General features: G+C 73.0%; 9 protein-coding genes and 1 pseudogene. 3 read left to right on the top strand and 7 right to left on the bottom strand.

Going from position 1 to position 13,282, the window contains the following annotated elements; translation table 11 throughout:
• Positions 1-32: 32 nt before the first annotated feature.
• Positions 33-1,085, bottom strand: coding sequence for a sugar-binding transcriptional regulator (locus tag ACH4DX_RS30290; protein ID WP_398121908.1), 1,053 nt, complete (start codon positions 1,083-1,085; stop codon positions 33-35).
• Positions 1,086-1,232: 147 nt separating this feature from the next.
• Positions 1,233-1,919: a ribulose-phosphate 3-epimerase gene (rpe, locus tag ACH4DX_RS30285; protein ID WP_398157453.1), complete on the bottom strand. Its 687-nt coding sequence runs from the start codon at positions 1,917-1,919 to the stop codon at positions 1,233-1,235.
• A gap of 210 nt (positions 1,920-2,129) precedes the next feature.
• Between rpe and ACH4DX_RS30280 the strand changes: the two are divergent.
• A pseudogene (locus ACH4DX_RS30280) lies at positions 2,130-3,542 on the top strand (MMPL family transporter); the annotation flags it as partial.
• Between the two features lie 14 nt (positions 3,543-3,556).
• Positions 3,557-3,706 carry an MMPL family transporter gene (locus tag ACH4DX_RS30275; RefSeq protein ID WP_398157515.1) on the top strand — a complete coding sequence of 50 codons (150 nt, stop codon included), beginning with the start codon at positions 3,557-3,559 and terminating at the stop codon, positions 3,704-3,706.
• A 414-nt stretch (positions 3,707-4,120) separates the two neighbouring features.
• Here the strand turns inward: ACH4DX_RS30275 and ACH4DX_RS30270 are convergent, their stop codons facing one another.
• Entirely contained in the window at positions 4,121-5,665 is a 1,545-nt protein-coding gene (locus ACH4DX_RS30270) for a transcription antitermination factor NusB (protein WP_398157452.1), read from the bottom strand.
• A gap of 87 nt (positions 5,666-5,752) precedes the next feature.
• On the bottom strand, positions 5,753-6,685 hold the full coding sequence (gene fmt / locus ACH4DX_RS30265) for a methionyl-tRNA formyltransferase (protein WP_398157451.1): 933 nt from the start codon (positions 6,683-6,685) through the stop codon (positions 5,753-5,755).
• A 527-nt stretch (positions 6,686-7,212) separates the two neighbouring features.
• Between fmt and ACH4DX_RS30260 the strand changes: the two genes are divergently transcribed.
• A complete protein-coding gene (locus ACH4DX_RS30260; RefSeq protein ID WP_398121817.1) occupies positions 7,213-7,755 on the top strand; it encodes a hypothetical protein in 543 nt (180 codons plus the stop codon).
• A gap of 386 nt (positions 7,756-8,141) precedes the next feature.
• On the opposite strand, the gene ACH4DX_RS30255 is transcribed toward ACH4DX_RS30260, so the two are convergent.
• The 3 genes from ACH4DX_RS30255 to coaBC form a co-directional block, all read right to left on the bottom strand.
• Positions 8,142-10,292: a primosomal protein N' gene (locus ACH4DX_RS30255; RefSeq protein ID WP_398157450.1), complete on the bottom strand. Its 2,151-nt coding sequence runs from the start codon at positions 10,290-10,292 to the stop codon at positions 8,142-8,144.
• A gap of 202 nt (positions 10,293-10,494) precedes the next feature.
• The gene (gene metK / locus ACH4DX_RS30250; RefSeq protein WP_398121815.1) at positions 10,495-11,703 is read right to left on the bottom strand and encodes a methionine adenosyltransferase; all 1,209 of its coding nucleotides are present in this window, start codon (positions 11,701-11,703) and stop codon (positions 10,495-10,497) included.
• A 289-nt stretch (positions 11,704-11,992) separates the two neighbouring features.
• A complete protein-coding gene (gene coaBC / locus ACH4DX_RS30245; RefSeq protein WP_398157449.1) occupies positions 11,993-13,198 on the bottom strand; it encodes a bifunctional phosphopantothenoylcysteine decarboxylase/phosphopantothenate--cysteine ligase CoaBC in 1,206 nt (401 codons plus the stop codon).
• Positions 13,199-13,282: the final 84 nt, after the last annotated feature.

Below are 13,282 nucleotides of genomic sequence, written 5' to 3'. Positions count from 1 at the left end.
GCGCGAGCTGTGCCCGCTCGCCGGTCGGCCCCCTAGTCGCCGTCCGGGTTCGCCCGGTCGAGGGCGGGCCGCGGCGTCGAACCGGCCACCAGGAGCTGGTCCGCGGCCGCCGTGTCGGTGACCAGGCTCGTGACGAGTCCGGAGCGCAGCACGGCGTCGATGGCGGCGGCCTTGCGCTGGCCGCCCGCGATGGCGACGACCTCGGGGATCCGGCGCAGCCGGTCCGTCTCGACCGTGATGCAGCGCTCGCCCAGGTCGCGCCCGACCCTGCGGCCCTCGGCGTCGAAGAGGTGCGCCGACATCTCCGCCGCGACACCGAGCGAGGCATAGTGCGCGCGCTCCTCGTCGCTGAGCATGTCGTGGACCGTGGAGATGCCCGGCTCCCAGGAGCCGATGGACACCGCCGCGACCGTGACCTTGTCGAAGTACTCGAAGGCGCGCGCGATCCCGGTCTGGTTCCGCAGCGCGGCCGCGGTCGCCGCGTCGGGCAGCAGCATCGGGGCATAGATCGGGTGGGCGTCGCCGCCGGAGACCTGGGCGGCACGGCGCACCGCCTCCACCGAGCCGCGCTCCGCGGTCCCCGCGTCGTACACGCCCGTGAGCTGCACGACCGTGCACGGCGGCAGCACGTCGAGCGCCGCGGCCATGTGGATGGTCGAGCGGCCCCAGGCGAGGCCGAGCACATCGCCCTCGTTGACGAGTTCGCCGAGGAGACCCGCGGCGACCTCGCCGAGGTTCTCGGGATCGGGCGAATCGTCGGCGTCGTCCGTGGGGGCCGGGGACTCCACGACGACCGCGTGCCGCAGGCCGTAGCGGGCGCGCAGCGCGTCCGAGCGCTCCGCGTCCAGCTCGGCGGGCACACGGATCTCGATCCGTACAAGGTCACGCTCGAGAGCGGTCTCCAGGACCCGCGCCACCTTGAAGCGGCTCACACCGAACTCCTCGGCGATCTGGATCTTGGACTTGCCCTCGAGGTAGAAGCGGCGGGCCATGGCCGCCGCCTGCACCAGCTCCGCGGGACCCATCCGCATGGCTGACCGACCCGCCGACATGGCCGACACGGCGCTCTCCTCACTGCTGTTCACCACATACGTACACCTGGATACGTACACCTGGATTCGCTCTTCATCCTTGCAGATCCGGCGTACCTGATCAGCCCTGATGGGCTGCGTTCACGTTCCCTTGGCCAAGCCGTCGGCCGCTTCGGGGCCCCGGCGTGCCCGCGCGGCGCCTCAGTGGGCGCACGCCCACGCGGCGGCGGCGGTGGCCGATTCAGCCTGGGTGCGCAGTGCACGTACCGCTTCGGCAGGGTCGTCCGCGCCGTACACGGCCGAGCCCGCGACGAAGACGTCGGCACCGGCCTCGGCGCAGCGCTCGATGGTCGTGGCCGAGACCCCGCCGTCGACCTGGAGCCACAGTTCGAGGCCGTGCTTGCTGATGAGCTCGCGGGTGCGGCGGATCTTGGGGAGCATGATGTCGAGGAAGGCCTGGCCGCCGAAGCCGGGCTCCACGGTCATGACCAGGAGCATGTCCAGCTCCGGCAGCAGGTCCTCGTACGGCTCGATGGGCGTCGCCGGCTTCAGGGCCATGGCGGAGCGGGCGCCCTTGGCGCGGATCTCGCGGGCGAGGCGCACCGGCGCCGCGGCGGCCTCGGCGTGGAACGTGACCGATCCGGCGCCCGCTTCGACGTACTGCGGGGCCCAGCGATCGGGGTCCTCCATCATCAGGTGACAGTCCAGGGGCGTGTCCGTCGCCCGTGCCAGGGACTCTACGACCGGCACCCCGAGGGTGAGGTTCGGGACGAAGTGGTTGTCCATGACATCGACATGGAGCCAATCCGCGCCCTGAACGGCCCGCGCCTCGTCGGCGAGGCGGGCGAAGTCGGCGGAGAGGATGCTGGGGTTGATCTGCGCGGCCATGCCCCAAGACTGCCATGCCCGGCAGCCGTTGCCCGCCCCGGTCCCTGCAAGGTTCCGCGGGGACATGCGGAGGGCACGCGCAGGCTGCGCGGAGGGCACGCAGAGGGCACGCAGAGAAGGCGCGGAGGGTGCGCGGACGGCCTCCCCGGCCCCTCTCCCCCGTGCCATGCTGTCCGTCCACCGGCAGCTCGTTGGGCGGCAGGGAGAGCCATGCCTGAGACGCGGTCACGGACCAGGCCGGACGAGGGGCGGCGGGCACGCAGGGGCGTGGCCCGGCTGGTCTGCGGCCCCCGCACCAAGTGGCTGGTGCTCGTGCTGTGGCTGATCGTCCTGGTCCTCGCCGCGCCGCAGGCCCAGAAGCTCGGCGACGTACAGGACAACACCACCTCGTCCTGGGTGCCGCGGTCCGCCGAGTCGACCCGGGTGCTCGACGCCGCCGCCGGGTTCAGGCCCGAGACCCTGCCCATGGTCGTCGTGTACGCCCGTGAGGACGGCCCCCTGACCGGCGCCGACCGGGCCCGGATCGCGGACGGCGTCAGCGAGATCAGACAGCTGCGCTCGCACTGGATCCGCGGCGACGAGACCCGCGGCCCGGTCTTCGACAGGACGGGCGACACGGCGGACCAGGCACGGGCCGCGCAGGTGTACGTGCCGCTCACCATGGACAACGACACCTGGAACGACCTGCCGGACGCGGTCGACGACGTCAGGGAGCAGGTGGCGGACGGCGGTCGGGACGCGGACGGCCTGGAGGTGTACATCACCGGACCCGCGGGCGTCTCGGCCGACTTCGCCGAGGCCTTCGCCGACATCGACTCGACGCTGCTGCTCGCCACGGGCGCGGTCGTCGTGGTCGCCCTGCTGATCACCTATCGCAGCCCGCTGCTGCTGTTCGTCCCGCTGATCTCGGTCTTCGTGTCGTTGTACGGCGCGCAGGCGCTGATCCATCTCCTCGCCGCGCACGCGGATCTGACGGTCAACGGCCAGAGCGCGGGCATCCTGACCGTCCTCGTCTTCGGCGCTGGCACGGACTACGCGCTGCTCCTCGTCGCCCGGTACCGCGAGGAGCTGCGCAGGCACGAGGACCGGCACGAGGCGATGGCCCTGGCCCTGCACCGGGCGGGCCCCGCCGTGCTCGCGTCGGGCGCGACCGTCGTCCTGAGCATGCTGGTGCTGCTCACCGCCGAGATGAACTCCACGCGCGGGCTCGGCCCGGTGGCGGCGACCGGCGTGGCGGTGGGGCTCCTCGCCATGCTGTCGCTGTTCCCCGCCCTCCTGGTGGTCTGCGGCCGCTGGCTGTTCTGGCCGGTGATCCCCCGCATCGGCTCGTCCGACCTTGCCGAGCACGGCATGTGGGCGCGGACGGGCCGCCGGATCGCCGGGCGCCCCCGGACCACCTGGATCGCCACCTCGCTGGCGCTCGCGGTGCTCGCCCTCGGCCTGCTGCAACTGCGCGCGGCCGGGATCAGCAACGAGGACGCCTTCATCGACAAGCCGGACTCGGTGACCGGGCAGGAGGTGCAGGCCGAGCACTTCCCCGCGGGCAGCGGCGACCCGATGGTCGTCGTGGCGGACAAGGCGCGGGCCGACGACGTCCGCCGGGTCGTGGAGGGCACCCACGGCGCGCCTTCGCCGAACTGGGCTTCGCGGTAGCCCTGGGCGTCCTCCTGGACACCTTCATCGTCCGCTCGATCCTGGTCACGTCCCTGTTCCTGGACACGGGCCGGAGGGTGTGGTGGCCCCATGCGCTGTCCCGGGCGGGGCCGTCCGACGAGGATCGCAGCTAGTCCGGTAGTCCGGCGACGACTTCAGCCCGTCCGGCGACGCTGATAGCCCGTCCGGCGTTTGAGGACGAGACGACCTCGGCCTGCCCGACGACGATCCCAGCGCGACCGGCGACGACCTCAGCTCGACCGACGACGACCTCAGCCCGTCCGGCGTTTGAGGACGAAACGCGAGACGATGACAGCCCGCCCGACGACGATCCCAGCGCGACCTACGACGATCTCGGCCCGTCCGGCGACGCCAATAGCCCGTCCGGCGTTTGAGGACGAGACGCGAGACGATCTCAGCCCGCTAGACAACGATCTGCGCCCGACCGACGACGATCCCAGCCCGTCCGGCGCTTGAGGACGAGGCGCGAAGCGCCGAAAACCGGCACCCAAGGCCACCCCGAACGGGGCCCGAGGGGGGAAGCCCCCTCACCCAGTACGCCGAATGACCGCCAGATACATCGCATCGGTGCCATGCACATGCGGCCACAACTGCACATCGGGCCCGTCCCCCAACGCCGGAACCCCCGGCAGCAACTCCCGCGCGTCGAGAAGCTCCGCCGCCCCGAACTGCTTGAGGACGTCGTCCACGACGGCCCGAGTCTCGGCGAGGTGCGGCGAGCACGTGGCGTACCCGACGACGCCGCCGACCCGCACGGACTCCAACGCGGAACGCAACAGTCCACGTTGCAACGGAGCAAAGCCCTCCAAGTCCTCGGGCCGCCGCCGCCAACGCGCCTCGGGGCGCCGCCGCAGGGCGCCGAGTCCCGTGCAGGGCACGTCCATCAGGACACGGTCGAAGGTACCGGGCAGCCACGGCGGCCGGGTCCCGTCGGCGGCGATCACCTGGTAGGGACCGGGATTCCCGGTGAGGGCCCGGCCCACGAGCCGGGCCCGGTGCGGCTGCTTCTCAGCGGCGAGGAGCACGGCCCCGCGCTCGGCGGCGAGCCCGGCGAGCAGCGCGGCCTTGCCACCGGGACCGGCGCAGCCGTCCAGCCACTTCTCGTCGCGCCCCTCGATCGGCGCGTTCGCGAGTGCGAGCGCGACCAGTTGGCTGCCCTCGTCCTGCACTCCGGCCCTGCCCTCGCGCACCAACGGGACGGAGCCCGGCTCACCGCCCTCGCTGAGCCGCACCGCGTACGGCGACCAGCGCCCCGGAAGCACCGACTCCGCGTCGAAGGAGTCGAGCAGCTCGTCGGCGGTGGCCCGACCCGGCCGCGCCACCAGCGTCACCTCGGGCCGCTCGTTGTCGGCTTCGAGCAGGTCCTCGATGCCCGCGCGTCCACCCCCGAGGGAGTCCCACAGCGCCGACACCACCCACCGCGGATGCGAGTGGACGACGGCGAGATGGTCCTCGGCGTCCTCGTCGTAGGGCGGCGCGACCTTCTCCAGCCAACCGTCGAGGTCGTCCTTGGCGACCTTGCGCAGGACGGCGTTCACGAACTTGGCCCGCCCGTCACCGAGCACCACCCGCGCCAGCTCCACGGACGCGGACACGGCGGCGTGCGACGGGATCCGGGTGCCGAGCAACTGGTGGACGCCGAGGTTCAGTACGTCGAGGACCGGCGGGTCGACCTCGCGCAGCGGCCGGTCGATGCAGGCGGCGACGATCGCGTCGTACGTACCCTGACGGCGCAGCGTCCCGTACACCAGCTCGGTGGCGAACGCCGCGTCCCGCGCGTCGAACTTCTCGGGCCCTTCCTTCTCGCGGGCCTTGCGCAGCAGCGGCGGCAGCACGAGGTTCGCGTACGCGTCCCGCTCGTCGACGGCCCGCAGCACCTCGAAGGCTAGGAAGCGGACGGGGTCCTTCTGCGGTCGGCGGTGCGGCTTCCCGGGCTTCCCGGAGTTTCCTGGCTTGCCGGAGTTGCCGGGCTTGCCGTTTCTGGACTTCCCGGAGTTTGCGGGCTTGCCGGAGTTTGCGGGCTTGCCGGTCCTGCCCTGGGTGCCGGGACGCCGGTTCGGCTGGTCGTTCAAAGGTGCTCCGCTGCTGGTGGTGGGGCTAACCATGTCAGCGTACGACGCCCGCGCGCGGCCTCCCACCCGCCGGGGGGGGCAGGGCGGCTAGGCGCCGAGGCGCTCCCCGGAAGTGATCCGCACCCCGCGGGCCCAGTCCGCGGCGGCCATCGGCTTCTTGCCCTGCGCCTGCACCCAGAGGAGCTCCACGGCGTACGAGCCCGTACCCACGTACAGGTTCTTCTTGCCCGCGGCGATCTCACCGGGCGCGAGGTCGGTACGGTCCGGCACGGGCGTGGCCTGGATCAGCTTGAGGCGCTCGCCCCGGAACACCGTCCACGCCCCGGGCGCCGGCGTGCAGCCGCGCACGACGCGGTCGACCCGGAGACCGGGCGCCGACCAGTCGATGTGCGCGTCCTCCACGGTGATCTTCGGCGCGACGCTGACGCCGTCGGCGGGCTGCGGCACGGCGGACAGGGAGCCGTCCTCGATGCCGTCCATCGTGGCGGCGAGCAGCCCCGCGCCCGCGAACGCGAGACGGGTCAGGAGATCGCCGCTGGTGTCCGTGTGCCGGATCTCCTCGGTGACCGTGCCGTACACAGGACCGGAGTCCAGACCCTCCTCGATGAGGAACGTGGACGCACCGGTGATCTCGTCACCCGCCATGATCGAGTGCTGTACGGGGGCGGCGCCGCGCCAGGCGGGCAGCAGCGAGAAGTGCAGGTTGACCCAGCCGCGGGCCGGGATGTCCAGGGCCGACTTCGGCAGCAGCGCGCCGTAGGCCACCACCGGGCAGCAGTCGGGGGCGATCTCCCGCAGCCGGGCCTGGAACTCCTCGTCCCGCGGCTTCGCCGGCTTGAGCACCTCGATCCCGGCCTCCTCCGCGCGCTCGGCCACCGGACTCGCGACCAGCCTGCGGCCACGGCCCGCGGGCGCGTCGGGACGGGTGACGACGGCGGCCACCTCGTGCCTGCCGGAGGCGATCAGGGCGTCCAGGGCGGGGACGGCGACCTCGGGGGTCCCGGCGAAGACCAGTTTCACTGGGCGATACCTCGGTTCTCTGGGAGTCGGCGACGCACCAGTCTATGGGCCCCGCCCGCAGGAACGCCGGGGGCGTACGCAGAGGCGCGCGCCCTGTGCATATGCGCGTACGCCCCGGGACCGTGACCCCTCACGACGTGACGCGTTGGTCAAGAAGGAGTTGACCACGACGGGCCGCACACGCGGCCCGCTCCTCGTTCCCCGATTCCCCGTTCCCGCCACCACTACCGCTACCGCTACCGCTACCGCACGACACTCCCCCGCATACCGCACAACGCTCCCCGCACCATCCCCGCGCCACCGCACCACGCTCCCCCGACATCCCCTCCGCTCACACTCCACGCCAGCCGCACGGCTCCCCCGTCTTGCGGACTTCACTCCCCCTCTTCTCGCATTTCCACCCGAATACCGCAATCCCCGCACCTCCAGTACTCCCGGTACTCCCGGTACTCCCAGTACTCCCCGTACTCCCCGTTCTCTACCTCCTCCCATCCCGATCCCCCAACGCCGGTTCGAGAGGCTTGTTCATGGCCGACCACGCAACCCACGACGCCCAGGCCCGGGCCAGCCTGCATCTGCTGGTGCGGGACATCGAGCGGGTCCGCCGCCAGGTGGACGCACTGCGCACCCTCACCGCCCAGCTCGGCAACGTGTACCGCCCGCGCCGCTCCAGCCCCTCCGCGGGCTTCGTCGTGTACGGACGCGCTCCCGCCCCGACCGTCCGCCTCGCCCAGGAACTGCGGGACAGCGTCGAGACCCTTGTGACCGCGGCAGTCGACTTCGACCGGTCACTCGGCTTCTCGTGGGACGCCGTGGGCTCCGCGCTCGGCGTCACCAAGCAAGCGGTGCACCGCCGCTACGGCGCGCGCCGGGCCGCCACCCCGGCCACCGCCGAACCCGAGCACACGGCCGAGCCCACCCCCGCTGCGGCCACCCGCACGGTCCCCCTGAGCACACCGCTGCCGTCCGTCCCCGCGGCCCGTGCCATGCCGACCCAGCCGACGGCGGGCAGCCCCGGCCTCCGCGACGACCTGCGCCCCGGAGCCTTCCCCGGCCCCCGCAACGGCTGACCCCCTACCCGACCCCGTAAGGGGCGCGGGGAACTGCGCGACCAGCCACGAACAAGCCGCAGACGCATCTGCCGAGCACTGAGCAGACGCGTCTGCGGCTTTTCTGTGGCCGAGCGCGCAGTTCCCCGCGCCCCTTACGGGACCAGGCTCCCGGCCGAAGACCGGCACCGAATACGGGACGACCAGGCGCCGCCACAGGGGCAGGCGCCACACCGGCGAAGCGCTCGCCGAAGCCGGGCCGCACCAAGAGACACCGGGCGGCCAGGGGCCGCACCAGGGGACATCCGGCAGCCGGGGCCGCACCAGGAAACATCCGCAGCCAGGGGTCACACCAGAAGACACTGGCAAGCCGGGGGCCGGGGGCCACCGCAGCGCCGAATGCCCCGTCAGCCGATGTCGGCCGGATCGATCCGCACCCGGATCACCGCCTGCTGCCCCGCCCCCCGCGCCATCCGCGCGGCCTGCGCCGTCTTCAGGGCGCGGGCCAGAGCGGCGCCGCTCCCCGGAGGCACCCGCACCAGGGCCCGCTCCCCGTGCTCACCAGGGGGCGCGTCCCCGGGCCTACGGGGTCGGCCCGGCTCCGTGACGGCGGCCGGGACCGGGCCGAGCACCTCGGCGTCCGGGGGGAGTTCGACACCGCGCAGAAACTCCGCCAGGGCGTCCCGCGGCCCGGACACCGAGGCCATCCGGGAGACCGGCGGGAACCCCAGCTCCGCCCGCTCGGCCAGCTCCCGGACCGCGTGCCCCACGGGATCCCACCGCACAAGGGCCTGGACGGGCCGAAGCGTCGGCTCGGCCACGACGACGACCGTGCCGCCCGCACCCTGGTCCCGCACCAGGGCGGCCGCGCCGATCCAGCGCCGCAGCGCGTCCTCGCCCGCGCGCAGATCGGGGCGGCCGAGCATGGCCCAGCCGTCGAGCAGCAGGGCGGCGGCGTACCCGCCGTCGGCCACCGGCTCCGCGCCCGGTGTGCTCACCACGAGGGCGGGCGCGGCACCCACCGTGTCCAGGACCTGTTCGCGTCCCGACGTCCGCACCGGCACCGCGGGAAAGGCCCGGCCCAGCTCCTCGGCCGTACGCCGGGCGCCCACCACCTGGGCGCGCAACCGGAAGCCACCGCACTCCTGGCAGTGCCAGGACGCCTCCCCCCGCCCGCACCACCCGCAGCCGAGCCCACCGTCGTCGCGCGCCTCCAGCGGCCCGGCGCAGTGCCTGCACCGCGCGGGCACCCGGCACCGCTCGCACGCGAGCCGCGGCACATACCCGCGCCGGGGCACCTGCACCAGAACGGGCCCGTGCTTGAGGCCCTCGCGGGCGGCCTGCCAGGCCAGGGTGGGCAGCCGGGCGGCACGCGCGGCACCGTCACGCGCCAGGTCACCGTCACCGACGGTCCGTACCAGTGGAGCGGCACCCCGCACCTGCTCACGATCGGCGACCATGGGGGCCGCCCACCCGCTCTCCACCAGCTGGGCCGCCTCGACGGTGCAGCTCCAACCGCCCAGCAGGAAGCCGCACTTGTCCCGCGCGGCGCGCAGTTCGAGCACCTCACGCACCTGCGGAAACGGAGCGTTGTCGTCCGCATGGCTGGAGTCGCCGTCGTCCCACACCACGACGAGGCCGAGGTCGCGCACCGGGGCGAACATGGCCGCGCGGGTGCCGACGACGGCACGCACGGCACCGCGCCGCACGGAGAGCCACTCCCGATAGCGCCGCTCCTGCCCGGCGTCGGCGGTCAGGAGGGCGTGCCGCCCCTCGCCGAGCCGCTCGCGCAGCGCGGCGTCCACGCGCGCGGCGGGCCTGCCTGCCGGAACGACGACGAGGGCGCCACGGCCCGACGCGAGGGTGGCCTGCACGGCGACGGCGATCTCGTCGGCCCACTGTGGTCCTGGCAGCGCGGTCCAGACGGCGCGGGGGGCACCGCCGGCGGCGAGGGACGCCACGAACCGCGCACCGTGCCGGTACCGCTGCCACGACGCGGGTTCGGGCGCGGGCGGCGGCGGGGCGGGGGCGGGCGATGGCCGGCACTCGGCACGGGCATGCCGGGGCGGGACCGCGAGTTGCAGCACATCGGCGAGGCTGCCCGCGTACCGGTCGGCGACGGCGCGGGCGAGACCGAGCAGTTCGTCGTCGAGGACGGGCTCGGGCGAGACGACCTGGGCGAGGGCGGCGAGCGGCCCGTTGTAGTCCGACTCGGCGCACCGCTCGACGATGAACCCGTCGATGAGCCCGCCGCCCTCGCGCCGCCCCCCGCGCACGTTCCGCGCCCCGGCCCCGAACCGCACCCGCACCCGCACCCCGGGCTGCGCGGCCTCGTCGAGCTCCTGCGGCACGGCGTAGTCGAAGTACCGGTCGAGGTGCAGCACACCCTTGTCGACGACGACCCGCGCCACCGGCAGCCCCTCGGCGAGCGCGGCCCCCCGCCACGTACGCGGCTTCGCCTTGGGCGTCCTGGCCTTCCGCACACTCTCCCGAATGAGCGCAAGCTGCTCGGGCGCGGCACCCTCCGCACCACCCGACTGACCGTCCTCGCTGCTCACAGCCAAATTCCTACCAGACGGGTCTGACACCGCAGGTGGCGGCCGCCCCGGCCGCGAACGGGACGCACCGCCCCGGGTTTCGTCCGGTCCGCCAGGACACGCGTGACCGCCCGAGTTCCACGCACCCACGGAAAGGACCGAGGCCCGGCCCTCCCTCTGTCGAAGGAGTGCCGGGCCTCGAGCCCTTGCCGATGCGTCGCGACTACAGGCCGACAGCCTTCCGCAGCGCCTCCACGCGGTCCGTACGCTCCCACGTGAACTCGGGCGCCGAGCGGCCGAAGTGGCCGTACGCGGCGGTCTGGGAGTAGATGGGGCGCAGCAGGTCGAGGTCGCGGATGATCGCGGCCGGGCGGAGGTCGAAGACCTCGCTGATGGCGGTCTCGATGCGGTCCGTGTCGACCTTGGCGGTGCCGAAGGTCTCGACGAACAGGCCGACGGGCTCGGCCTTGCCGATCGCGTACGCGACCTGGACCTCGCAGCGGGAGGCGAGGCCCGCCGCGACGACGTTCTTGGCGACCCACCGCATGGCGTAGGCGGCGGAGCGGTCGACCTTGGACGGGTCCTTGCCGGAGAAGGCGCCGCCACCGTGGCGGGACATGCCGCCGTAGGTGTCGATGATGATCTTGCGGCCGGTGAGCCCGGCGTCGCCCATGGGGCCGCCGATCTCGAAACGGCCGGTGGGGTTCACCAGGAGGCGGTAGCCCTCGGTCTCCAGCTTGATGCCGTCGTCCAGGAGCGCCTTCAGCTCGGCCTCGACCACGAATTCGCGGATGTCGGGGGCGAGGAGCGAGTCCAGGTCGATGTCGCTCGCGTGCTGCGAGGACACCACGACGGTGTCGAGACGGACGGCCTTGTCGCCGTCGTACTCGATGGTGACCTGGGTCTTTCCGTCGGGGCGCAGATACGGGATGGTGCCGTTCTTGCGGACCTCGGACAGGCGGCGGGACAGGCGGTGCGCGAGGTGGATCGGGAGCGGCATGAGCTCCGGGGTCTCGTCGCAGGCGTAGCCGAACATCAGGCCCTGGTCGCCGGCGCCCTGCTTGTCGAGCTCGTCCTCGTCGCCCTCGACCCGCTTCTCGTAGGCGGTGTCGACTCCCTGCGCGATGTCGGGCGACTGGGCGCCGATGGACACCGAGACGCCGCAGGACGCGCCGTCGAAGCCCTTCTTCGACGAGTCGTACCCGATCTCGAGGATCTTGTCGCGCACCAGCTGCGCGATCGGCGCGTACGCCTTGGTCGTGACCTCACCGGCCACGTGCACGAGGCCGGTGGTGATGAGCGTTTCGACGGCGACCCTGGAGGTCGGGTCCTCGCGCAGGAGCGCGTCGAGGATGGTGTCGCTGATCTGGTCAGCGATCTTGTCGGGGTGACCTTCGGTCACAGACTCCGAGGTGAAGAGACGGCGGGACACATCGCTCCCTGTGGTTGCAGCGGCTGCTGGCTGATCATTGGTGGACGGGCCGAGAGCTGCGCTCGACGTCGTCCACGACCAGTTTATCGGTCACACTCCGCCGTGTGGTCACTTGTCTCGTCAGCTGAGCCCTGTGACCTGCGGCACTGCATTGTGCGTCACGGCGATCCGTCTCCACCAGAGGGCCCCTCGCCCTGTTTAGTCGGATTTGAGCCCTCCGGTGGGAGTGACGTGATGTTCACCGCACCCCGGCGCGGGACCCATGTCACACGAAACGCGCAGGACGGCGTCACGCGAGGCGCTGGACGACCAGGTCCCAGACCGTGTCCGCGAGGTCTTCCTTCGGCCCGTACGGCACGGGGGTCTCGCTGCCGTCGGCACCGAGCACCACCGCCTCGTTCTGTTCGGAGCCGAACGTCTTGCGCTCCCCGACCTCGTTCACGACGAGGAGGTCGCAGCCCTTGCGGGCGAGTTTCGCGCGCCCGTTGGCCAGCACGTCGTCCGTCTCGGCGGCGAAGCCGACGACGACCTGGTCCGCGCGGGGGCGCTCGCCCGCGATCTCGGCCAGGATGTCGGGGTTGCGGACGAGGGCGATCGGGGCGGGCTCCTCGCCGTCCTTCTTCTTGATCTTGCCGGTGGCGTACGTCCCGGGGCGGAAGTCGGCCACGGCGGCGGCCATCACCACCGCGTCGGCGTCGGCGGCGGCCTTGAGGACGGCCTCGCGCAGCTGCACGGCCGTGCCGACGGGCACGATGTCGACGCCCGCGGGGTCGGGCAGGGCGGTGTTCGCGGCGAGGAGGGTGACGCGGGCGCCACGGGCCGCGGCGCTGCGGGCGAGGGCGTAGCCCTGCTTGCCGGAAGAGCGGTTGCCGAGGAAGCGCACGGGGTCGAGGGGCTCACGGGTGCCGCCCGCGCTGACGACGACATGGCGTCCCGCGAGGTCCTGGGCGTGCCGGTCGCCGCGGGCCAGGACACGGCGTACGACCTCGAAGAGCTCGGCGGGGTCGGGGAAGCGGCCCTTGCCGGTGTCGACGCCGGTGAGGCGGCCGACCGCGGGCTCGACGACGAGGGCGCCGCGGCGCCGCAGGGTGGCCACGTTCTCCTGCGTCGCGGGGTGCTCCCACATCTCGGTGTGCATGGCCGGGGCGAAGACGACCGGACAGCGGGCGGTGAGGAGCGTGTTCGTGAGCAGGTCGTCGGCCAGGCCGTGGGCGGCCTTGGCGAGCATGTCGGCGGTGGCGGGCGCGACGATCACGAGGTCGGCGCCCTGTCCGATGCGTACGTGCGGTACTTCGTGGACGTCCGACCAGACCTCCGTGGAGACCGGGTGCCCGGACAGCGCCGACCAGGTCGCGGCGCCGACGAAGTGCAGCGCGGACGCGGTGGGGACGACGCGTACGTCGTGGCCCGACTCGGTGAGCCTGCGCAGCAGCTCGCACGCCTTGTAGGCGGCGATCCCACCGCTGACCCCCAGAACGACCTTCGGCTTGCCCACCGTGTCCACCGTGCCTCCCCGCACTCGGCCCCGCACTCCATCGCGTACGCCTCACCCGGACGGCGGGGCGTACGGCTCCATGAC

Source organism: Streptomyces sp. NPDC017940 (assembly GCF_044328435.1).
GTDB lineage: Bacteria > Actinomycetota > Actinomycetes > Streptomycetales > Streptomycetaceae > Streptomyces.
The sequence above is the reverse complement of the archived record's forward strand: the minus strand, read 5'-3'. Positions and strand labels throughout refer to the sequence as shown.

What these genes read in the sequence shown, in the direction of transcription:
- rpe (WP_398157453.1), bottom strand. Translation starts at nt 1,919, where the DNA reads ATGGCCGCGCAGATCAACCCCAGCATCCTCTCCGCCGACTTCGCCCGC.
- ACH4DX_RS30260 (WP_398121817.1), top strand. Translation starts at nt 7,213, where the DNA reads ATGGCCGACCACGCAACCCACGACGCCCAGGCCCGGGCCAGCCTGCAT.